Source organism: Streptomyces rishiriensis, from assembly GCF_003112535.1.
Classification (GTDB): Bacteria; Actinomycetota; Actinomycetes; order Streptomycetales; family Streptomycetaceae; genus Streptomyces; species Streptomyces rishiriensis.
This window is the reverse complement of record NZ_BEWA01000012.1, coordinates 665,076-687,772: the sequence shown is the minus strand read 5'-3', so window position 1 is coordinate 687,772 and position 22,697 is coordinate 665,076. Positions and strand designations below refer to the sequence as shown.

At 73.4% G+C, this 22,697-nt stretch carries 13 protein-coding genes; 12 read left to right on the top strand and 1 reads right to left on the bottom strand.

From position 1 onward, the window contains the following. Positions 1-192 precede the first annotated feature (192 nt). From Sri02f_RS22380 to Sri02f_RS22370, 3 genes are all read left to right on the top strand, one after another. Entirely contained in the window at positions 193-780 is a 588-nt protein-coding gene (locus Sri02f_RS22380) for a sigma-70 family RNA polymerase sigma factor (protein WP_057584634.1), read from the top strand. A 155-nt stretch (positions 781-935) separates the two neighbouring features. Further along, positions 936-2,438, top strand: coding sequence for an IMP dehydrogenase (gene guaB, locus Sri02f_RS22375; protein WP_109003075.1), 1,503 nt, complete (start codon positions 936-938; stop codon positions 2,436-2,438). A 118-nt stretch (positions 2,439-2,556) separates the two neighbouring features. Beyond that, positions 2,557-3,681 carry a GuaB3 family IMP dehydrogenase-related protein gene (locus Sri02f_RS22370; protein ID WP_109003074.1) on the top strand — a complete coding sequence of 375 codons (1,125 nt, stop codon included), beginning with the start codon at positions 2,557-2,559 and terminating at the stop codon, positions 3,679-3,681. A 76-nt stretch (positions 3,682-3,757) separates the two neighbouring features. On the opposite strand, the gene Sri02f_RS22365 is transcribed toward Sri02f_RS22370, so the two are convergent. Beyond that, positions 3,758-4,966, bottom strand: coding sequence for a nucleotide sugar dehydrogenase (locus tag Sri02f_RS22365; RefSeq protein WP_109003073.1), 1,209 nt, complete (start codon positions 4,964-4,966; stop codon positions 3,758-3,760). 443 nt (positions 4,967-5,409) lie between these two features. Here Sri02f_RS22365 and Sri02f_RS22360 point away from each other — a divergent pair, with 443 nt between their 5' ends. The 9 genes from Sri02f_RS22360 to Sri02f_RS22315 all read left to right on the top strand — a co-directional run bounded on the left by Sri02f_RS22360 (position 5,410) and on the right by Sri02f_RS22315 (position 22,628). After that, positions 5,410-7,116 (top strand): glycerol-3-phosphate dehydrogenase/oxidase, encoded by a 1,707-nt coding sequence (locus Sri02f_RS22360; RefSeq protein WP_109003072.1) that lies wholly within the window; start codon positions 5,410-5,412, stop codon positions 7,114-7,116. Between the two features lie 464 nt (positions 7,117-7,580). Next, entirely contained in the window at positions 7,581-9,710 is a 2,130-nt protein-coding gene (locus Sri02f_RS22350) for a serine/threonine-protein kinase (protein ID WP_109003071.1), read from the top strand. Positions 9,711-9,885: 175 nt separating this feature from the next. Beyond that, the gene (locus Sri02f_RS22345) at positions 9,886-12,603 is read left to right on the top strand and encodes a serine/threonine kinase C-terminal domain-containing protein (RefSeq protein ID WP_109003220.1); all 2,718 of its coding nucleotides are present in this window, start codon (positions 9,886-9,888) and stop codon (positions 12,601-12,603) included. A gap of 158 nt (positions 12,604-12,761) precedes the next feature. Continuing rightward, on the top strand, positions 12,762-14,516 hold the full coding sequence (locus Sri02f_RS22340) for a serine/threonine-protein kinase (RefSeq protein WP_109003070.1): 1,755 nt from the start codon (positions 12,762-12,764) through the stop codon (positions 14,514-14,516). 77 nt (positions 14,517-14,593) lie between these two features. Further along, the gene (locus Sri02f_RS22335; RefSeq protein WP_109003069.1) at positions 14,594-16,234 is read left to right on the top strand and encodes a serine/threonine-protein kinase; all 1,641 of its coding nucleotides are present in this window, start codon (positions 14,594-14,596) and stop codon (positions 16,232-16,234) included. Positions 16,235-16,284: 50 nt separating this feature from the next. Further along, positions 16,285-17,889 carry a serine/threonine-protein kinase gene (locus Sri02f_RS22330; RefSeq protein WP_109003068.1) on the top strand — a complete coding sequence of 535 codons (1,605 nt, stop codon included), beginning with the start codon at positions 16,285-16,287 and terminating at the stop codon, positions 17,887-17,889. Between the two features lie 138 nt (positions 17,890-18,027). Beyond that, positions 18,028-19,002: a serine/threonine-protein kinase gene (locus Sri02f_RS22325; RefSeq protein WP_109003067.1), complete on the top strand. Its 975-nt coding sequence runs from the start codon at positions 18,028-18,030 to the stop codon at positions 19,000-19,002. A 186-nt stretch (positions 19,003-19,188) separates the two neighbouring features. Then, positions 19,189-20,814: a succinic semialdehyde dehydrogenase gene (locus tag Sri02f_RS22320; RefSeq protein WP_109003066.1), complete on the top strand. Its 1,626-nt coding sequence runs from the start codon at positions 19,189-19,191 to the stop codon at positions 20,812-20,814. A gap of 29 nt (positions 20,815-20,843) precedes the next feature. After that, positions 20,844-22,628: a GMC oxidoreductase gene (locus Sri02f_RS22315; RefSeq protein ID WP_109003065.1), complete on the top strand. Its 1,785-nt coding sequence runs from the start codon at positions 20,844-20,846 to the stop codon at positions 22,626-22,628. Positions 22,629-22,697: the final 69 nt, after the last annotated feature.

Sequence of the window (22,697 nt, the reverse complement as noted above, 5' to 3'; positions counted from 1 at the left end):
CCCGGCGGGCGCCCGCTGCTTGTTTCGCCGCGGATGCCGCATCCTTGAGGTGTGGAGTTCCTCGGGGACGAGTCGGTCGAGCGGAAGGGGAGGGCGCAGGGGATGAGTGCCGGCGCACCTGCTCATAACGCTTCGGTGCACAACGACGGGCACGGTGCCGCGGCCGGTCCGGCCGCAGTGCACCATGGACCGATGCGCGATGACGAGGCGGTCACTGCCGTGGGGACGATCGGGGCACTCGTCCATCGCGCGGTGGACGGCGACGAGCAGGCCACCCACGACCTGCTGGCCCACGTCCATCCGCTGGCCCTGCGCTACTGCCGCACCCGGCTGTCCCGGCTGCCCGGCGACGCCCGCCACTTCGTGGAGGACCTCGCCCAGGAGGTCTGCGTCGCGGTCCTGCTCGCCCTGCCCCGCTACCGGGACACCGGCAGGCCCTTCGAGGCCTTCGTCTTCGCCATCGCCGCCCACAAGGTCGCCGACCTGCAGCGGGCCGCGATGCGCCATCCGGGCTCGACGGCGGTCCCGTCCGACGAGATGCCCGAACGGCCGGACGACTCGCTCGGCCCCGAAGAGCGCGCCCTGCTCAGCAGCGACGCCGAGTGGGCGAAGAAGCTCATGGCCAACCTGCCCGAGAACCAGCGCGAACTGCTCCTGCTGCGTATCGCGGTGGGGCTCACCGCCGAGGAGACCGGCCAGATGTTGGGAATGTCACCCGGAGCGGTCCGCGTGGCCCAGCACCGGGCGCTCAGCAGACTGCGGGCGCTCGCCGAGCAGTGACGAATCCCGGTGGCCGCGCCTTCGCTGAACAGCCCGGTCACCGTTTCCGTACGAACATACGAAGACCGCACTGGCCCGCGACCGTGGAATTCGGGCGGTGCGCTTCCCGTTAGCATGGACATCCGCACCGATCAAGGCCATTTGGGGAAGGTGTCATGACTGCCAACGTCGACGGAGTGCCCGGAAAATTCGCGACCCTCGGGCTGACCTACGACGACGTGCTGCTGCTGCCGGGTGCATCCGAGGTGCTCCCCAACGCGGTCGACACCTCGTCCCGCATCTCCCGCAATGTGCGGGTCAACATCCCGCTGCTCTCGGCGGCGATGGACAAGGTGACCGAGTCCCGCATGGCGATCGCGATGGCCCGCCAGGGCGGCGTCGGCGTGCTGCACCGCAACCTCTCCATCGAGGACCAGGTCAACCAGGTCGACCTGGTGAAGCGCTCCGAGTCCGGCATGGTCACCGACCCGATCACGGTGCACCCGGACGCGACGCTGGGCGAGGCCGACGCCCTGTGCGCCAAGTTCCGCATCAGCGGTGTGCCGGTCACCGACGGCGGCGGCAAGCTGCTCGGCATCGTCACCAACCGCGACATGGCCTTCGAGACCGACCGTTCGCGCCAGGTGCGCGAGGTCATGACCCCGATGCCGCTGGTCACCGGCAAGGTGGGCATCTCCGGCGTCGAGGCCATGGAGCTGCTGCGCAGGCACAAGATCGAGAAGCTTCCCCTGGTCGACGAGGCGGGCGCCCTCAAGGGCCTCATCACGGTCAAGGACTTCGTCAAGGCCGAGAAGTACCCCCGGGCCGCCAAGGACGCCGAGGGCCGGCTGCTCGTCGGCGCGGCGGTCGGCGCCAGCCCCGAGGCGCTGGAGCGCGCCCAGGCCCTCGCCGAGGCCGGCGTGGACTTCCTGGTCGTCGACACCTCGCACGGTCACAACAGCAACGCCCTCAGCTGGATGTCGAAGATCAAGTCGAGCGTGCGCGTCGACGTGATCGGCGGCAACGTCGCCACCCGTGACGGCGCCCAGGCCCTGATCGACGCCGGCGTCGACGGCATCAAGGTCGGCGTCGGGCCGGGCTCGATCTGCACCACCCGCGTGGTCGCCGGCATCGGCGTCCCGCAGGTCACCGCCATCTACGAGGCGTCCCTCGCCGCCCGGCCGGCGGGCATCCCGCTGATCGGCGACGGCGGCCTGCAGTACTCCGGCGACATCGGCAAGGCGCTCGCCGCCGGCGCCGACACGGTGATGCTGGGCAGCCTCCTCGCGGGCTGCGAGGAGTCGCCGGGCGAGCTGCAGTTCATCAACGGCAAGCAGTTCAAGTCCTACCGCGGCATGGGCTCGCTGGGCGCCATGCAGTCCCGCGGCCAGGCCAAGTCGTACTCCAAGGACCGCTACTTCCAGGCGGAGGTCGCGGCCGACGACAAGCTCGTGCCCGAGGGCATCGAGGGCCAGGTGCCCTACCGCGGCCCGCTCGGCAACGTCCTGCACCAGCTCGTCGGCGGTCTGCGCCAGACCATGGGCTACGTGGGCGCCGCCACCATCGAGGAGATGGAGAGCAAGGGCCGCTTCGTGCGGATCACCTCCGCGGGCCTCAAGGAGAGCCACCCGCACGACATCCAGATGACGGTCGAGGCGCCGAACTACAGCAGCAAGTAGGCGTTCCGCGCGCGTGGGACACCGCGACGAGGGCGGTCCCGGGGCATCCGGGGCCGCCCTCGTCGTACCCGTCGGCGATACTGGAAGACGCCGAACGCATCAGGGAAAGGCCACAAACGTGACTGAGATCGAGATCGGGCGCGGCAAGCGCGGCCGCCGGGCGTACGCCTTCGACGACATCGCCGTCGTCCCCAGCCGCCGTACGCGGGACCCGAAGGAGGTCTCGATCGCCTGGCAGATCGACGCCTACCGCTTCGAGCTGCCTTTCCTGGCGGCTCCCATGGACTCGGTCGTCTCCCCGGCCACCGCGATCCGCATCGGCGAGCTGGGCGGCCTGGGCGTACTGAACCTCGAAGGTCTGTGGACCCGGCACGAGGACCCGCAGTCGCTGCTCGACGAGATCGTGAGCCTGCCCGTCGAGGCGGCCACCCGCCGGCTCCAGGAGATCTACGCCGCTCCCATCAAGGAGGAGCTGATCGGGCAGCGCATCAAGGAGGTGCGCGACTCGGGCGTGGTCACCGCCGCCGCGCTCTCCCCGCAGCGCACGGCCCAGTTCTCCAAGGCCGTCGTCGACGCGGGCGTGGACATCTTCGTCATCCGCGGCACGACCGTCTCGGCGGAGCACGTCTCCGGCTCGCACGAGCCGCTGAACCTGAAGCAGTTCATCTACGAGCTCGACGTCCCGGTGATCGTCGGCGGCTGCGCCACCTACACCGCGGCCCTGCACCTGATGCGCACGGGCGCGGCGGGCGTCCTGGTCGGCTTCGGCGGCGGCGCGGCGCACACCACGCGCAACGTGCTGGGCATCCAGGTGCCGATGGCGACGGCGGTCGCCGACGTGGCCGCGGCCCGCCGCGACTACATGGACGAGTCCGGCGGCCGCTACGTGCACGTGATCGCGGACGGCGGCGTCGGCTGGTCCGGCGACCTGCCCAAGGCGATCGCCTGCGGCGCCGACTCGGTGATGATGGGCTCCCCGCTGGCCCGCGCGACCGACGCGCCGGGGCGCGGCCACCACTGGGGCATGGAGGCCGTCAACGAGGAGCTGCCGCGCGGCAAGAAGGTCGACCTCGGCACGGTCGGCACCATCGAGGAGGTCCTCGCGGGCCCCTCGCACACGCCCGACGGCTCGATGAACTTCTTCGGCGCCCTGCGCCGCGCCATGGCCACCACCGGCTACAGCGAGCTCAAGGAGTTCCAGCGCGTCGAGGTCACGGTGGCGGACTCGGTGCACCGCCGCTGACCCCGGCGACCCGCAGGACCTCGACAGGGGCCGGCTCCTCACACGGGTGAGGGGCCGGCCCCTGTCGATCTCGCGTTCACAACCGGTGCGCCGCTCCCGTGGGAGTCGCTCCCCGTGTGTCCAGCAGCAGCTGCGCCTTCACCGACAGGCCCTGCAGGTCGTAGGTGCGGTGCTGCTGGAGGAGGATCGTGAGGTCGGCGTCGGCGGCGGCTTCGTAGAGGGAGTCGGCGCGGGGGACGGGGCGGTCCAGGACGCTCCAGGACGGGACGTACGGGTCGTTGTAGCTGACGGCCGCGCCGAGCTCCATGAGGCGGATCGCGATCTCGCGCGCCGGGGTGTTCTGCTGGTCGGCGAGGTCGGGCTTGTAGGTGACCCCGAGCAGCAGCACGCGTGCGCCCCGGGCCGACTTGCCGTGCTCGTTGAGGAGGGCGGCGGCGCGCTGGACGACGTAGCGGGGCATGCGGCTGTTGACCTGCTGGGCGAGTTCGACCATGCGCAGGGGGCTGCCGGGGTGGCCGGTGCGGTCCAGGGGGACGGAGTGGCCGCCGACGCCGGGGCCGGGACGGAAGGCCTCGAAGCCGAAGGGCTTGGTCTCGGCGCAGCGGACGACGTCCCACAGGTCGACGCCCAGGTCGTGGCAGAGGACGGCCATCTCGTTGACGAGGGCGATGTTGACGTGCCGGAAGTTGGTCTCCAGGAGCTGGACCGTCTCGGCTTCGCGCAGGCCCCGCGCGCGTACCACCTTGTCGGTCAGCCGGCTGTAGAAGGCGGCGGCGGACTCGGTGCAGGCGGGGGTGAGCCCGCCGATGACTTTCGGGGTGTTCGCCGGGGTGAAGGCGCGGCTGCCGGGGTCGACGCGACTGGGGGAGTAGGCGAGGTGGAAGTCGCGGCCCGCGCGCAGGCCCGACGTCTCCTCCAGCAGGGGCCGCAGGAAGTCCTCCGTCGCCCCGGGGTGCACGGGGGACTCCAGGATCACGGTGGTGTGGGGGCGCAGGTGTCCGGCGAGGGTGCGGGCGGCCGCCTCGACCTGGCTCAGGTCGAGGCCGCCGTCCGCGTCGCGCGGGGTCGGGGCGCAGATGACGGCGGTCCGCACCCGCCCCAGTTCGGCCGGGTTGGTGGCGGGCCGGAAACCCCCCGAGAGCATCCGGCGCAGTTCGGCGGGGCTGAGGGAGCCGGCCTCGGGGCCGGTGCGGTAGCCGACGGTGGGGATGCCGGCGGCGACGGCGGCCTGGGCCAGGGGCAGGCCGAGCGGGCCGAGTCCGATGACGGCGAGATCTGCGGGCATGGCGTATGCCGTCCTTCCCAGTAACCGAGGTGGGACAGGTGCGCAAGCCCGGTGGACAGGATGGGCGAGCGCAATGTCAGACTAGGAGTAAATATGACCGTTATGCGGGATTGATCGAGTGTGTTGGTCAGCCTGTGTCGCCCGGCCGCACCGGCCTCACCACGACCTGCGGCGGCCCTCGTGCTCCTGCCGCTCCTGTCCCTCCTGCCGCCCTCGCCGCGGCCTGCGTGGCTTCACCGGACGCGGGCGGACAGCGGGCGGACAGCGGTGTGAGCAGCGGTGTTCCCGGGCGGGCCGGTTCCGGTCCGGGGCGGGTCGTCCACAGGCGGGGAGCCTGTGGTGGCTGATGTCGGGCATCAAGGTCAGAATTTGGGCATGAGGGATAGGAACCGGGTCTCGCCCTGACAGGGTGCGGCCGGCGCGACCGACAGCGGGAGGCAGCGGTGAGGACAGCGACACTGGGGCCGGCACAACGAGCAGAGTCACTGGCGGCCATGGCCGAGCGCGAGCTGGACGTGCTGGTGGTGGGCAGCGGCGTGGTCGGCGCGGGCACCGCCCTGGACGCCGTGACACGCGGCCTGTCCACGGGACTGGTCGAGGCGCGCGACTGGGCGTCGGGCACGTCGAGCAGGTCGAGCAAGCTGATCCACGGCGGGCTGCGCTATCTGGAGATGCTGGACTTCGCCCTCGTGCGCGAGGCGCTCAAGGAGCGCGGCCTGCTGCTGGAGCGGCTCGCCCCGCACCTCGTGAAGCCGGTGCCCTTCCTGTACCCGCTCCAGCACAAGGGCTGGGAGCGGATATACGCGGGGTCGGGCGTCGCGCTCTACGACGCGATGTCCATGGCCCGCGGGCACGGCAGGGGCCTGCCGACGCACCGTCATCTGAGCCGCCGCCACGCCCTGCGCGTCGCTCCCGCCTTGAAGAAGGACGCGCTGGTCGGCGCGCTGCAGTACTACGACGCCCAGATGGACGACGCCCGCTTCGTCGCCACCCTGGTGCGCACCGCGGTGTCCTACGGGGCCAAGGCGGCCAACCGCGCGCGCGTGACCGGGTTCCTGCGCGAGGGCGAACGGGTCGTCGGCGCGCGGGTCCAGGACGTCGAGGCGGGCGGGGAGTACGAGGTCCGCGCCCGGCAGATCGTCAACGCCACCGGCGTGTGGACCGACGACACCCAGGCGATGGTCGGGGAACGCGGCCAGTTCCACGTCCGCGCCTCCAAGGGCATCCATCTCGTCGTCCCCCGGGACCGCATCAGCTCCTCCACGGGGCTCATCCTGCGCACCGAGAAGTCGGTGCTGTTCGTGATCCCCTGGGGCCGGCACTGGATCGTCGGCACGACGGACACCGACTGGGATCTCGACAAGGCCCACCCGGCCGCCTCCAGTGCCGATATCGACTACCTCCTGGAGCACGTGAACTCGGTGCTGTCGGTGCCTCTGACCAGGGACGACGTCGAAGGCGTGTATGCGGGTCTCCGGCCGCTGCTGGCCGGCGAGTCGGACGCCACCAGCAAGCTGTCCCGTGAGCACACCGTCGCGCACCCGGTGCCGGGGCTGGTGGTCGTGGCGGGCGGCAAGTACACGACGTACCGGGTGATGGCGAAGGACGCCGTCGACGAGGCGGTCCGCGGACTCGACCAGCGGGTGGCCGACTGCGTCACGGAGGACGTGCCGCTGCTGGGCGCGGAGGGTTACCGGGCGCTGTGGAACGCGCGGGCGCGGATCGCGGCGCGGACGGGCCTGCACGTGGTGCGGGTCGAGCATCTGCTCAACCGGTTCGGCGCGATGGCGGAGGAGGTGCTCGACCTCATCGCCGAGGATCCGTCGCTGGGCGAGCCGCTCCAGTTCGCCGACGACTATCTGCGCGCCGAGATCGTCTACGCCGCCTCGCACGAGGGCGCGCGGCACCTGGACGACGTGCTGACGCGCCGTACGCGCATCTCCATCGAGACGTTCGACCGGGGCACCCGCAGCGCCCGGGAGGCCGCCGAACTGATGGCGCCGGTCCTCGGCTGGGACGAGGAACGCGTCGAGCGCGAGGTCGGGCACTACGAGAAGCGGGTCGAGGCCGAGCGCGAGTCCCAGCGCCAGCCCGACGACCTGACGGCGGACGCGGCCAGGCTGGGAGCCCCGGACATCGTGCCGCTCTGACCCTTTCCCGCCGCCGGGCCGCCCCTCGGCTGTCCTCCGGTCTCCATGGCGTTCCGGTCTCGGACCGTCCTCGGATCCGGTCTCGGACTGTCTTCGGATTTCCCCCGGAGCGTTTCACTCGAACGGGTGTAGCGGGTCGGGATATCCGTTCGAGGCCGGTGCGTTGTACGGGGTGCGAGGACAGAACTCGGCGGCGGGCAGGGCCGGTTCGAGGCCGGGTGCTGCGATCGCCGTCGGGCCCGCCCGGATCGTGAGGACACCCGGGCGCCCGGCACGGCAGCGCACGGCGTCACGGATTCTCCTTCCTCGTCACGTCCTTCGGGTGGAGCGTGGTGCACCTTCTGGCCGGAATGCGTCACCTGCGGGGTGCGGCCGGGAGGCGATGAGGGGCACCCTGGGCGTCGGGCACTTGTCGGGTGAGGGACAATGGAGGCTCTGTCAGGGCGGGTTGCATGAGGGGACGCATGTCGGAGGCGGAGCGGGCGGGAACACCCCGTCAGGACAAGAGCGCACGTCTCCTCGCCGGGCGGTACCGGCTGGGAGACGTACTCGGCCGCGGCGGCATGGGGACGGTGTGGCGCGCCGAGGACGAGACCCTCGGACGCACGGTCGCCGTCAAGGAGCTGCGGTTCCCGGGGAACATCGACGAGGACGAGAAGCGCCGGCTGATCACGCGGACGTTGCGCGAGGCCAAGGCCATCGCGCGGATCCGCAACAACAGCGCGGTGACGGTCTTCGACGTGGTCGAGGAGGACGACCGGCCGTGGATCGTGATGGAGCTCGTCGAGGGCAAGTCGCTCGCCGAGGTCATCCGCGAGGACGGCGTGCTGAAGCCGAAGCGGGCGGCGGAGGTCGGCCTGGCGATCCTCGACGTGCTGCGGTCGGCACACCGTGAGGGCATCCTGCACCGGGACGTGAAGCCGTCGAACGTGCTGATCGCCGAGGACGGCCGGGTGGTGCTCACCGACTTCGGCATCGCCCAGGTGGAGGGGGACCCGTCGATCACCTCCACCGGCATGCTCGTCGGGGCGCCCTCGTACATCTCCCCGGAGCGAGCCCGCGGGCACAAGCCGGGACCGGCGGCCGACCTGTGGTCGCTCGGCGGTCTGCTGTACGCGTCGGTCGAGGGTTCACCGCCGTACGACAAGGGCTCCGCGATCGCCACGCTCACCGCGGTGATGACCGAGCAGTTGGAGGAGCCGAAGAACGCGGGCCCGCTGAGGGACGTCATCTACGGCCTGCTCACCAAGGATCCCGCGCGCAGGCTCGACGACGCCGGTGCGCGGGCGATGCTCAACGCCGTGCTCCACGCGCCCGATCCCGGGCACGCCGAGCCGGCAGACGCGACGAAGGTCGTGCCGCTGCCCCCGCAGCCCGATGAGCCGGCGGGCAAGGGGAGTTCGGCGGGCGCCGAGGCGGGCGAGAAGCTGCGCGGGGCGTTCCGGTCCGTGCGCAAGGCCGCCGTCGCGGCGGGCGCGGCCACCTCGGCGGCCGCCTCCCGCGCCAAGCCGACCGGCGGGGCCGGCGCTTCCGGTCCGGTGAGCGCGGGCGAGGCCCAGCGGGCAGGCGCGGTCCGGGATTCCGGGGCCGCCGCTTCGGCCGCCGCCCCGCCCAGGGCGGCCTCGGCGCCGACGGCCGGGCCGACGACCGGGCCGGCGTCCGGAGCGCAGGCGGGATCCGCGGCGTCGTCCGCGTCCGTGCCGGCGGCCCGCTCCGGGAACGGGGCGAGCACGGTCTCCGCCTCGCGGTCCGGTGCGGGTTCCGCTGTGGGTTCCGGTGCGGGAGCGCAGGGCGGGGGCGCAGGGCGGAGTTCGGGGTGGCCCGTCATGACGCCTCCGGACCTGCCGCCGCGCCCCGTGCCCAGGGCGCCGCTGACCGACGTGGTGCCCAGGCGGACGCTGGTGATCATCGCCGCGGTGGTGCTGCTCGCGGTGCTCGGCACCGTGCTGGCCCTCACGCTCGGCGGTGACGACGACACGGCGGGCGGAGCCAAGGGCGGCGGTGGGACGGTCGCCGGCGGAAGCCCGAGCGCCGGCACCAAGGAGGACGAGAGCGGCGGGACCCGCACGGGGTCGCAGTCCGCCGACCCGTCCGGTTCCTCCTCAGGTGGCGCCTCGGTGGCCGGAGGCGCCGGGGCCGGCGTCACCGGCGACGGTGACGGCAAGCCGGCGGCGACGCACACGGGCGCTCAGGGCTACTCGATCGGGCTGCCCGCGGGGTGGAAGTTCAAGACCTCGTCCGACGCGGGCGACCGTTTCACCGGCCCCGACGGGCAGAAGCTGCTCATCGCCTGGACGAACACGCCCAAGGGCGACCCCGTCGCCGACTGGAAGAACCAGGAGCGCTACATGCTCCGCTCGCAGTACCGCAAGATCCGAATAGCGCAGGTGAACTACCGCGGCTGGAACACGGCGGACTGGGAGTTCACCTACACGGAGGGCGGAACGGCGTACCGCACCGTCGACCGCGGGTTCGTCGTGAACGACGGGCTCGGGTACGCGTTGATGTACACCGCGAAGTCCGCCGCCTGGGACACCGTTCTGCGGGAGACCACGTGGAAGACGCTCTCGGAGACCTTCACGCCGAAGAAGTAGCCGACGCCGGGCGGCCGGGTTCGGGGTGAGATCCTGCATCCCCTCTTTGCGGGTTGCCTCCGGCACGTATCGTGAAGGCTTGCGGACCGTACGCATCCAGCTAACAGGCCGGATTCGGCTGTAACGGCACGCAGGACGAACGGAATTGACCGACCGGGCGGCCGGGGGAGGCAACGTGGACGACTATGCGGGTCGGGTACTCGTCGACCGCTACCGCCTGCCGTTGCCGCCCTCGGACGAGTACGAACTGACCGAGTCCCGCGCCTTCGACACCTACAGCGGGCAGGAAGTCCTGGTCCGCCAGGTGCCGTTGCCGGAGGTCGTCGAGGCCGAGGTGCTCGACGCGGAGGGCCTGCCCGAGGGGTTCACGGCACGCGAGCGCGGGGCACGGCGGCCCGCCGGCCGGGGCGCGGGCAGCGGCGCGGGGACCAGACGGCCCACCGACCCCGTCGTGCGGCGGGCGATGGAGGCGGCTCAGGCGACGGCGAGCATCCCCGACCATCCGCGGCTCGACCAGGTCTTCGACGTCTTCGCCGAGGGCGGCTCGCTGTGGATAGTGAGTGAACTGGTGGCCGCGCGGCCGCTGTCGGCGCTGCTCGCCGAGAAGCCGCTGACGCCCTACCGGGCCGCAGAGGTCGCCGCCGACGTGCTCATGGCGCTGCGGGTGCTGCACGCCCATGGCTGGGTGCACCGCAACATCACCGCCCGCACGGTCCTCGTCTGCGACGACGGGCGGGTCATGCTGACCGGCCTCGCGGTCGGCGCGGCGGAAGAGGCGCTGTGCGGGTACGACCCGGTGCCGCCCGCGGACCCGGCGCCCGAGCCCGGCGGGAGCGTCGTCGGCGGGGGAGCCGGTGGGACCGGCGGCCCCGGCGGGGGTGTGGGGCCCGGGGTTTCCGCACCCCGACCGCAGCAGGGCGGACCGGGCGGGTCCGGCGTCGGTGGGCTCGATGCCGGGGCGGTGGATCCCGAGGCTGCCCGGCGGGCTGCGATAGAGGCGCGGGCCACGGGCGCGTTCCCGGTGGCGGCGGGTGAGCCGTCCACCGGCGGCGGGGCGTCCGGGGCCGTGGTGCGCAGGGAGCCCACGGAGACGGGCGGGGACATCCGTGCCGCGCGGGCCGGCGCGATCGCCGCGTACCGCGCCGGGGCCCGGGCGGCGGCGCGGGTGCAGGAGGCCCAGGAAGCGGAGCAGAACGGACGCGCGGCGCTGCCCGGCGCCCGCACCCCGGCCGACGGCGGACAAGGAGCCGCGGGAGGCACCCCGACCGGCCGGATCGCCGACCCCTACGGGGTCCAGGGCGCGCCCGGTCCCACACCGCACGCCCCCGCACCGCACGCCCCCTACGCCCCAGGTTTTCCCCAGCAGGGCGCGGCCCCGACGTCGCACGCCTCGCTCACGCCCGTCCCCGGCACGCCGGTCCCCGTGCCCGGCCAGGGACCGGGACGCGGCCAAGGCCGGCACCCGGACCATATGCAAGACCGGCACCCGGGCCAAGGCCAGAACGCAGGCCAAGTCCAAGGCCAGAACTCAGGCCATGTCCCAGGCCAAGGCAGAGGCCGGACGGGGGCGGGCGAGGAGCGGGCGGGGGTCCGTTGGGACGAGCTCGCGGCCGGGGCGTCCGGCTCAGGCCCCCGGCGCGGACCCGGCACCGCGCTCGCCGCCGAGCGGGCGAGGCAGGCGAGGATGGCCGTCGTCGGACCGGTCACCGAGCGATGGGCGCCGGAGCAGGCCGGTCCGGTGCACGAGAACTGGCAGCTGGCCGCCCCGATCGGTCCCGCCACCGACCTGTGGGCGCTGGGCGCGCTGCTCTTCCGGGCCGTGCAGGGGCATGCGCCGTACCCGGAGGAGTCGACGGCCGAGCTGGTGCAGATGGTGTGCGCCGAACCGCCCGCCTTCGCCGAGGAGTGCGGGCCGCTCAGGCCGGTCGTGGAGTCGCTGCTGCGCCAGGACCCCACCGAGCGCCTCGGCTTCGAGGAGCTGCGGGGCTGGCTGCGCTCGCTGGTGCGGTCCGCGCCGGAGCCGGAGGCGGGGGCGCATGTCGTCGCCGCGCCGCCCGTGGACCCCCGACGGCTGCCCATCGTGCGGCGCAAGGGCGAGCTGGTGCGCCGGCGGCGCGCCGGGCTGCCCGCGACGCACGGACGGCACAAGCGGGGCCGGGAGACGGAGGGCTCGCCCCGCAGTCTGGGCCGGACGCTGCTCGTGCTGATCCTGCTGGTGCTGGCCGCGGCCGTCGCGTACGCCGTGCTGTTCATGCCCAAGGCCGGCGAGAACGGCGCGGCCGGCGCGGACCCCCGGCGCACGGGGGCCGCCGGTGCGACGTCCGGCCAGGCGCCCGACGCGAGCAGCGAACCACGTCCCGACCAGACCTCGCCGGGCGCCTCCGCCTCCTCGTCGGCGCAGGCCACCCAGACGCAGACCGGCGGGTCCGGCGGGGGCGTCGCCGACGGGTTCACCCTGCGCAAGGACGACGCCGGCTTCCAGGTCGCCGTGGCCGACGGCTGGGGTCGCGCGCCGAAGAACGGACGCGGCCAGGTCGTCTACTCGCACGGGAACTTCGAGCTGATCGTCGTCCCGGGACGCGACAGCACGTCGTCCGGCGGCAGTGACCCGATGGTCTACCAGCGGGAGAAGGAGAGCGAGCTCCAGCCCTACCGGGATTCCAGCTGGGCGACGGCCTCCGGGCTGCGCACGACGACCGTGGGAACCCGGACCATGGCCGAGGGCCAGTTCACCTGGACCGGCGCGGGCGGGCGCGAGCTGTACGTCCGCAACCTGGCCATCCTCATCGCCGGGCGGTACCACATCGTTCAGGTGCGGGGGCCGGAGGCCGAACGGGACGAGGTTTCCCGGCTGTTCGATCAGGCGTCGGCCACCTACCAGTACACCGGCTGACGAGTGCCCGGACCCTGGCGTTCGCTTCGGGGTTGCCTCGCGGGGCGGGAAGCGACAACCGTCACAGTGCTGTCTCCGTGGCACCCCCCTGGTTCCGCGCGGGCGGCCCGGTCTTTACGCTGGCCCTGTCAAGAGCATTGCGGGGCAACGTGAATCAGATGCAGGGCCAGCTCCTCGCGGGGCGCTACCGGCTCGCCGACGCCATAGGGAGCGGCGGCATGGGCCGCGTGTGGCGTGCCCACGACGAGCTGCTGCACCGGGCGGTCGCCATCAAGGAGCTGACGGCCGCTCTGTACGTCGCGGAGGGCGACCGGGCGGTCCTGCTGGCGCGGACCCGGGCGGAGGCCCGGGCGGCCGCGCGGATCAACCACTCCGCCGTGGTCACCGTTCATGACGTGCTCGAACACGACGGCCGTCCGTGGATCGTGATGGAGCTGGTCGAGGGCCGCTCGCTGGCCGACGCCGTCAAGGAGGACGGGCGCGTCGAGCCCACGGAGGCCGCGCGGATCGGCCTGTGGGTGCTGCGCGCCCTGCGGGCCGCGCACTCAGCCGGCGTGCTGCACCGCGACGTCAAGCCGGGCAACGTGCTCCTCTCCGAGGACGGCCGCGTCCTCCTCACCGACTTCGGCATCGCCCAGATCGAGGGCGACACGACCATCACGCGCACCGGAGAGGTCGTCGGCTCCGTCGACTACCTGGCCCCCGAGCGGGTGCGCGGCCACGACCCCGGCCCGTCCTCCGACCTGTGGGCGCTGGGCGCGACGCTGTACACGGCGGTGGAGGGGCGGTCGCCGTTCCGCCGCACTTCGCCGCTGACCACGCTGCAGGCCGTCGTCGAGGAGGAGGCCGCCGACCCTCGCCACGCCGGACCGCTGGGCCCCGTCATCACCGCCCTGCTGCGCAAGGACCCGGCGGCGCGCCCCGACACGGCCGAGGCCGAGCAGCTTCTGACCGAGGCCTCCGAAGGACGGCGCCCCGACGCGGCGCAGGCCTATGTGCCGACGCAGTTCGGCGGGCCGGACCGGGCCACGGGAGGCCATCACGTCGGGTCCCCGTCCGCGGCGCACCCGACGTCCCACGCCACGCCCCCCACCTCGTACGTGCCGTCGCCGCCCCGGACGCCGACGTCCGGTCACCCCCTGACCCACCCGACGACCCACCCGACCGCCGTGGGCCCCGAGCACCCCGGCCAGGGCCCGTCGGGGCCGAACACGCCGCCCGTGCCCTTCACGGCGTCCGCCGCGGACGGCCGGCAGCCCCGCCGCCGTCGACGGCTGCGCACGACGGCGCTCGTGGTCGTCGTCGCCGCGCTGGTCGGCGGGGGCACGGCGATCGTGCTGCAGAAGTGGGACCCGGGCCGGGGGCGGACCACCGGGTCCGGGCCGTCGTCCCCCTCGCCGAGCCCGACGTCCACCGGCTCCCCCGCCGGGCCGGGCACGGCGCCCGACGACTGGGAGAAGATCGACGACCCGCTGGGCTTCGGGCTCGCCCTGCCCAAGGGCTGGCAGCGGGAGGTGTACCAGGACGACGGCGATCTCCGGCAGATCGACTACACCCCTGACGGCGGCGAGCACTTCGTGCGCATCGCCCTGGACAAGTCCCCCGACTTCAGCGACCCCTACGCCCACCAGATCGACCTGGAACAGCAGCTCAAGCGGCTCGTCGACTACGAACGGGTCACCCTGGAGAAGAACCTCTACCGCGACCGCGACGGCTCCGAATGGGAGTACACGTGGACCGCGCTGGCCAAGGACACGAAGTTCCCCGGGCCGCGCCGCGCGATCGAGGAGACCTACGTCGCCCGCGACGGCTCCGAGTACGCCGTCTACATGTCCTCGCCCGCGAAGGACTGGGCGGCGACGGCCAAGCAGTTCACGTCCGTACTGCGGAGCTGGCGCGAGCCGGGTTCGTAGCGTCCGCGGGGCGGGGCCCGGCAGTTGGCCGGACCGCGCCCCGGAGGCGCGGCCTCCGGTGGGGCATGATGGGCCCCATGGGGACCGAGGGGGGCGGGGACGCCGCACGGGTCATCGCGGGCCGTTACCGGCTCGAGGCGAGACTCGGGCGTGGCGGCATGGGGGTCGTGTGGCGGGCCACGGACCAGCTGCTGGGACGGCGTGTCGCCGTGAAGGAGCTGATCCAGGACGACACGCTCTCCGCGGAGGAGGCGCGCGGCCGCCGCGACCGCACCCTGCGCGAGGCTCGAGCGGTCGCCCAGCTCAGCCATCCGCACATCATCGTCGTGCACGACGTCGTCGAGGACGGCGAACGCCCGTACATCGTCATGGAGTTGATCGACGGCGGCTCCCTCGCCGACCGGATCGCCGCCGAGGGCCCGCTCGCGCCGAAAGAGGCGGCCCGGATCGCCGTCGCCCTGCTCGGCGCGCTGCGCGCCGCGCACACGGCCGGGGTCCTGCACCGGGACATCAAGCCCGCGAACGTCCTGCTGGAACGCGACAGCGACCGCGTCGTCCTCACCGACTTCGGGATCGCGCAGATCGCGGGCGCGACCACGCTCACCGAGACCGGCTCGTTCGTCGGTTCGCCCGAGTACACCGCACCCGAGCGGATGTCCGGGTCGCGCACCGGCGCGGAGTCCGACCTGTGGTCGCTGGGCGCGCTGCTGTGCACGGCGCTGAGCGGCGAATCCCCGTTCCGCCGCGACTCGTTGGGCGGCATCCTGCACGCCGTCGTGTTCGCCGAGATCCGCACGCCCCCGCAGGCCGCCCCCCTGCTGCCCGTCGTGCGGGGGCTGCTGGAGCGCGATCCGGAGAGACGGCTGGGCGCGGCGGAGGCGGAGCGGCTGCTGCGCGCCTTTCTGGACACCGGGCGCACGCCGCCGCCGGTGTCGTCCGGCTACACCCCGACCCAGGCGGATGTGCCCCTCCCGGACGCCTCCGCCGCCGCCCGGGAGCGCTCGACACGCGGCGTGCTGGTGGCCGCGCTGCTGGTCGCCGCCATGGCCGGGGCCGGCGTGTCGGCTGCGGCGCTGCTGCTGAAGGGGGACGGCGACCGGGAACGCCCGCCCACGAGTCCGGCGCCGGGGGCGTCGGCGAGCGCCACTCCGGGCCGGCCGCGCACCAGCGGCGCGCCGAGCCCCGCGGCGAGTCCCAGCGCCACTCCGACGGCGGTCCACGGGACGTCCGCCGCCTCGCTGCCGGCCGCGTCCCGCCCGGTGAACGGGACGCCGTCCGCCCCGTCCGGCTACCGCGTGGCCGACGACCCGGCCGGGTTCGCGCTCGCCGTGCCGGAGGACTTCACGCGCGTGCCGCAGGGCGAGCGGGTGTTCTTCATGTCGCCCGGGCAGGTCTTCCGTCTCGGCGTCAAGGTGTCCGAAGCGGCGCCGGAGGGCCCGCTCGCCGTGATGGAGCGGGCGGCCGCCAAGGGCTCGGACACCAACCCGGGCTACCACGACGGCCAGGTCACCGAGACGACCCGCGGCGGACGGCCCGCCGCCCTCTGGCAGTTCACCTGGGACGGCTTCAGCGCGGCGGAGGGCCCCCGGCACACCTACGACCTGTGCTGGCAGCAGGGCGGACGGCAGTACGACGTGTGGGTGTCGGCGCCGGTCGGGAAGGTGCGCGAGGCGCGGGAGTACTTCGACGTCGCGGTCGACACGTTCGTGACACGGTAGTTGCCCTTCACCGGTGGATACCGGCCTGCCTGGCGCGATATGGATGGACCATGAGCCACAACGGGGGCGTCGGCCGCGAGTCCGATGAGACGACGAGTTTTGTGCTGCAACCGCCGAACCCACAGGCGGCCGTGCCCGCGCAGGCCGAGCCGGAGCCGGAGCCGGGGGTCGGACGGCTCGTCGCCGGGCGCTACCGGCTGCTGGCGAAGCTCGGGCACGGCGGCATGGGCACGGTGTGGCGCGCCAAGGACGAGACGGTGGACCGCGAGGTCGCCGTCAAGGAACCTCGCGTTCCCGACCATCTTCCGGAACGCGAACGCGCCAACGCGTTCGAGCGGATGCGTCGCGAGGCGCGGGCCGCGGCCCGGCTGGACCATCCGGCCGTGGTCGGCGTGCACGACGTCGCGGTCGTGGACGGACGGCCGTGGATCGTGATGGAGCTGGTGCGCGGGCGCTCGCTGGGCGACGTCCTCCAGGAGGGCACGCTCAGCGCGCGCGAGGCGGCCCGCGTCGGCCTGGAGGTGCTCGGCGCGCTGGAGGCCGCGCACGCGGCGGGCGTCCTGCACCGGGACGTCAAGCCGGACAACATCCTCCTCGGCCGCCACGACCGGATCGTCCTCACCGACTTCGGCATCGCCCAGATCGAGGGCGACACCCGGCTGACCGACACCGGCGGCATCGTCGGCTCGCCCGAGTACATCGCCCCCGAGCGGGTGCTGGGGCAGCGTCCGGGCCCGGCCGCCGACCTGTGGTCCCTGGGCGTGGTGCTGTACGCGGCGACCGAGGGCGTCTCGCCGTTCCGCCGCAGCAACACCCCGGCCACCCTCCAGTCGGTCCTGCACGCGGTCCCCGCGCCGCCCGCCGCCGCGCAGGGGCCGCTGGCCGAGGCCGTCGACGGGCTGCTGGAGAAGGACCCGGCGCGCCGTCCGGCGGCCGCCCGGGTGCGGGCCCTGCTGGAGGCAGCCGCGAACCCGCCCGCACCGCAGCCCGCCCAGGCCGTCGCGCACGCCGGGAGCCCCCCTGCCCGGCGCCGGTTCGGCCGCACGGGGTGGTGGACCGGGCTGGGGGCCGCCGTCGTGGCCGGGGCGGCGGCGGCGTACCTGGTGGTCGCCGACCCGTTCGCCGGGCCGCTGCCGGACGGGTGGAAGACGAAGCACGAGAAGGAGGTCACCGCGACGCTCGCGGTGCCCGGCAGCTACGTGCGCGGCGAACCCGCCAAGGAGGCCCCGGCGGACGAGCACTGGGTGAGCTGGACCGACCCGAGCGGCGCGATCTCGGTCGTCCTGCAGGTCGAGCGCAGGGCGGAGGACAAAGGCCACGCGATCAAGGACTCCGCGGCGGCCGAGATGTACGCCGACGACGGCGACTTCAAGGTGTCCGGCGACTACCTGGTCAACATGCCGAAGGGGCCGCGGACCAGCACGGACGGCGACGCGACCTTCCACGGCCGCAAGGCCGCCGGGAACACGGTCGTGTACACCACCGACGACAGCCAGCACCCGGCCCCGCGCGAGCTGAGGATCCTGTACTACAAGTCCAGCGGTGGCGACATGTACAAGCTCATGGTCGGCTACCCCGGCAAGGGCGACTTCACCTCGCGCGGCCGCGAGGTGGCCCGCACGGCGATCGACAACCTGGAGATCGACCGACTCTAGCCCGACCCGCCGTGGACTGACCTGCCGTGGATCCGCCGTGGATCCGCCGTGGATCCGCCGTGGATCCGCCGCGGAACCGACCTCGAACCGCCGTCGCTTCGACGGGAGTTGACCGGCGATCGTGGTAGTCATGGAGGCATGAGCAACGACGGGGACCCCGGAGACGCCGAAGGCCGGATACCGGACGGCCGCTACCGGCTGCTCGATCGCATCGGATCCGGCGCTTCCGGCACCGTGTGGCGGGGCCGGGACGAGCTGACGGGACGTGAAGTCGCCGTCAAAAAGCCCTGGTTGCCGGGACGGCCGGAGGAAGAGCCCTACCGCCGTGCGGCCCACCGCCTCCAGCGGGAGGCCCGTGCCGCCGCCCGTGTCGACCACCCCTGTGCCGTCACCATCCACGACGTGGTGATGGCGGAGGGGGCGGACGTCGAGGGCGGGCTCCCCTGGATCGTCATGGAGTTCATCCACGGCGAGTCCCTGCGCGAGACGCTGCGGCGCGGCCCGCTCGACCCCGCCGAGGCGGCCCGGGTCGGCCTCGCCGTCCTGGGCGCGCTGCGCGCCGCGCACGTCGTCGGCATCGTCCACGGGGACCTGAAGCCGACCAACGTGCTGCTCGGGCACCCCCCGCTCCCGGCTCCGCCCGGGCGGGGCGCCCACGGCCGTGTCGTCGTCACCGACTTCGGCATCGCGCACGTCCTGGGTGAGGAGGCCAGGACCGCGACCGGCGACGGCGTCGGAGCCCCGGACTTCATCGCTCCTGAGCGGATGTCCGGACGCGGTGCGGGCCCCGCCTCCGACCTGTGGTCCCTCGGCGTCCTGCTGTACGCGGCCGTCGAGGGCCGGTCCCCGTTCCACGGGACGGCCCCGCGGTCCACGCCCGCCGCGGTCTTCGCCGCGGACCCGCCCGAGCCGGCCCGCGCCGGCCCGCTCGCCCCCCTCCTCCAGGGCCTCCTGCACCGCGACCCGGAACGCCGGCCGACCCCGCAGGACACCGCGACCGCCCTGGAAGCGGCCCGTGCCGCCCTGGACGAGGGCCGCGCCGCCGGCCGGGACACTGCCCGCGCCGGCCTGGACCGCAGGGCGGCGCCGCCCTGCCCGGTGGACTCCCGGTAACCGCCGGGGACCGTCCCGCCCGGCCGCCCGAAGATCGCCGGCGGCGGAAACCGGGCGGTGAGCGCCGGACCCAACGCCCTGATCAGCAGGTTTGTTGCCAGTGAACGCTGGCGTCGTGTGTGCGGCCGGTGAATCCCTATTACCGGCGGGTACCCAAAGTCCCCCGCACGTCATACCCTGCGCCTCATGACGGACTCGCAGGCCCCGGAAAAGGCACCGGCAAAGACCGGCACGAATCCCCTCGCCCCCACCCCCACCGGCGTCCGCACGGCCGCCGACGTGGTGACCCCGGAGCTGGTCGCCCAGCTCACCAAGGGCGTGACCGGCTCCGGCCGGACGGCCAACCACACGCCGTTCACCGGCGAGAAGCTCGCCGACCTGCCCGAGTCCACCCCGGAGGACGTCCTCAAGGCCTACGAGGCGGCCCGCGCCGCCCAGGCGGTGTGGGCGAAGACGCCGGTCCGGGAACGCGCCGCCGTCCTGCTCCGCTTCCACGACCTGGTGCTGGAGCGCCAGGCCGAGGTGCTCGACCTCATCCAGCTGGAGACGGGCAAGGCGCGCCTGCACGCCCACGAGGAGGTGCAGGCCGTCGCCGTGGCCGCCCGCCACTACGGCCGCAAGGCCCCCGCGTATCTGCGCCCCAAGCGGCACGCCGGCGCCATGCCGACCCTCACGAAGGTCACCGAGCTGCGCCACCCGCGCGGGGTCGTGGGCCAGATCGCCCCGTGGAACTACCCGCTGGAGCTGTCGGTGGGCGACGCGCTGCCGGCGTTCGTCGCGGGCAACGCCGTCGTGATGAAGCCCGACACGGAGACCTGCCTGACCGCCCTGTGGGCCCGTGACCTGCTCATCGAGGCCGGTCTGCCCGCCGACGTCTTCCAGGTCGTCCTGGGCGAGGGTCCCGTCGTCGGCCCCGAGGTCGTCCGGCACGCCGACTACGTCTCCTTCACCGGCTCCACCCGCACCGGCCGCGAGGTCGCCCAGGGCGCCGCCGCCCGGCTCGTCGGCGTCTCCCTCGAACTCGGCGGCAAGAACGCCATGCTGGTCCTGGAGGACGCCGACGTGGAGAAGGCCGCGGCCGGCGCCGTTCGCGCCTGCTTTTCATCGGCCGGCCAACTCTGCATCTCCATCGAGCGGTTGTACGTCCACGAGTCGATCGCGGACGCCTTCGTGGAGCGCTTCGCCGCCCGCACCCGGGCCATGCGCCTCGGCACCTCCCTGGCCTACGGCGCCGACATGGGCTCCCTGGTCGGCGAACGCCAGCTGGAGACGGTGACCCGGCACGTCGAGGAGGCCGTCGCGAAGGGCGCGAAGGTCGTCGCCGGCGGCGTCGCCCGCCCGGACGTCGGCCCGTTCTTCTTCGAGCCGACCATCCTCGACGGCGTCACCGAGCCCATGGCCGTCTGCACCGAGGAGACCTTCGGCCCGGTCGTCTCGATCTACCGCTTCACGACCGACGACGAGGCGATCGAGCTGGCCAACTCCACGCCGTACGGCCTGAACTCGTCGGTGTGGACGAAGGACGGCCGCCGCGGCCGGGAGGTCGCCTCCCGGGTGCGCGCCGGCACGGTCAACGTCAACGAGGGCTACGCCTCGGCCTACGGCAGCGTCCAGTCCCCGATGGGCGGCATGAAGGACTCCGGGCTCGGCCGCCGTCACGGCTCCGAGGGCATCCTCAAGTACACCGAGGCCCAGACGGTGGCCGAGCAGCGCCTGCTGCCGATGGCGCCGGCCCTCGGCATGGACGACGAGAAGTACGCCCGGTTCATGAGCACCAGCCTGAAGGTGATGAAGACGCTCCGGCTGCGCTGAACCCCACCCGTTCCCGACGAGGAGAGCACGTGTCCCAGGACGCCTACGACTACGACGTCATCGTCGTCGGATCCGGCTTCGGCGGTTCCGTGACCGCCCTGCGCCTGACGGAGAAGGGCTACAGCGTGGGCGTCCTGGAGGCGGGCCGCCGCTTCACCCGGGAGTCGCTCCCCAGGAACTCCTGGGACCTGAAGAACTACCTCTGGGCCCCCGCCCTCGGCATGTACGGCATCCAGCGCATCCATCTGCTGGGCAACGTCATGGTCCTGGCCGGCGCGGGCGTGGGCGGCGGCTCCCTCAACTACGCCAACACCCTCTACGTCCCGCCGAAGCCCTTCTTCGACGACCCCCAGTGGCGTGACATCACCGACTGGCAGGCGGAGCTGACGCCGTACTACGACCAGGCGCGCCGCATGCTGGGCGTACGGCTCAACCCCACGACGACCCCCTCCGACGTGCACCTGAAGGCGGCCGCGGAACGGATGGGCGTCGGCGACACCTTCCACCTGGCGCCGGTCGGGGTGTTCTTCGGCGACGGCGAGGACGCCGACGGCACGGCGAAGGCCCGGCCGGGGGAGCAGGTCGCCGACCCCTACTTCGGGGGCGCGGGCCCGGCCCGCAGGGCCTGCGTGGAGTGCGGTGAGTGCATGACCGGCTGCCGCCACGGGGCCAAGAACACCCTCAACGAGAACTACCTGCATCTCGCCGAGAAGGCGGGCGCGGTCGTCCACCCCCTGACGACGGTCATGTCCGTCACGGACGACTCCCAGGGCGGCTTCGCGATCGCCACCCTGCCCACCGACGCGCGTCGCAAGGGCAGGGCGCACGGCAGGGTCTTCAAGGCGCGCCGGGTCGTCCTGGCGGCCGGCACCTACGGCACGCAGACCCTGCTGCACCGGATGAAGGCAGGCGGCCAACTCCCCTATCTGTCGGACCGGCTGGGCCATCTGACCCGCACCAACTCCGAGGCCCTGGTCGGCGCCCAGACCGACGACCGCCGCTACCGCAGGGCGACCGGCGCCCCCAGGGTCGACTTCACGCGCGGCGTCGCCATCACCTCGTCCATCCATCCGGACGAGAACACCCACATCGAGCCGGTGCGCTACGGCCGGGGCTCCAACTCCATGGGCAGTCTGTCGATCCTGCAGGTGCCGTACGCGGAGGGCTCGTCGAGGGTCGCCGGCTGGTTGGCGAACGCCGCCCGCCACCCGCTCCTCGTGCTGCGCTCGCTCTCCAACCGCCGTTGGTCGGAGCGCACCATCATCGGTCTGGTGATGCAGTCGCTGGACAACTCGCTGACGACGTACCTCAAGCCGGCGGGCGTGGGCAAGGGTCTGCTGACCGCGCGTCAGGGGCACGGCGCTCCCAACCCCAAGCAGATCAGGGCCGCTTCGCAGGCCGCCTCCGTGATCGCCGCCGACATCAACGGCTTCGCGGGCTCCAACGTGGGCGAACTGATGGGCACCCCGCTCACCGCGCACTTCCTCGGCGGCTGCCCGATCGGCGACTCCCGCGAGAGCGGCGTCATCGACCCCTACCACCGCCTCTACGGCCACCCCGGCATCTCGGTCGTCGACGGCGCAGCGGTCTCGGCGAACCTCGGGGTGAACCCGTCGCTCACCATCACCGCCCAGGCCGAGCGGGCCATGTCGTACTGGCCGAACAAGGGCGAGACGGACCCGCGTCCGGCGCAGGGGGCGGCGTACGAGCGGCTGAAGCCGGTCGAGCCGGTCAGCCCTGCGGTGCCCGCGGAGGCGTTCGGCGCGCTGCGGTTGCCGTTCCTGGGGATGCCGGCGGTTCCGCCCAAGCAGTAGACCGCGTGCGAACGCGTGCACCGGACGAGGTCGCACGCGGTCGTACGAGGTCGCATGCGGTCGCACGCC

Coding starts and splice junctions, on each gene's coding strand:
- Sri02f_RS22380 (WP_057584634.1), top strand. CDS start 193: ATGCGCGATGACGAGGCGGTCACTGCCGTGGGGACGATCGGGGCACTC.
- guaB (WP_109003075.1), top strand. CDS start 936: ATGACTGCCAACGTCGACGGAGTGCCCGGAAAATTCGCGACCCTCGGG.
- Sri02f_RS22365 (WP_109003073.1), bottom strand. CDS start 4,966: ATGCCCGCAGATCTCGCCGTCATCGGACTCGGCCCGCTCGGCCTGCCC.
- Sri02f_RS22350 (WP_109003071.1), top strand. CDS start 7,581: ATGTCGGAGGCGGAGCGGGCGGGAACACCCCGTCAGGACAAGAGCGCA.
- Sri02f_RS22340 (WP_109003070.1), top strand. CDS start 12,762: ATGCAGGGCCAGCTCCTCGCGGGGCGCTACCGGCTCGCCGACGCCATA.
- Sri02f_RS22335 (WP_109003069.1), top strand. CDS start 14,594: ATGGGGACCGAGGGGGGCGGGGACGCCGCACGGGTCATCGCGGGCCGT.
- Sri02f_RS22330 (WP_109003068.1), top strand. CDS start 16,285: ATGAGCCACAACGGGGGCGTCGGCCGCGAGTCCGATGAGACGACGAGT.
- Sri02f_RS22325 (WP_109003067.1), top strand. CDS start 18,028: ATGAGCAACGACGGGGACCCCGGAGACGCCGAAGGCCGGATACCGGAC.
- Sri02f_RS22320 (WP_109003066.1), top strand. CDS start 19,189: ATGACGGACTCGCAGGCCCCGGAAAAGGCACCGGCAAAGACCGGCACG.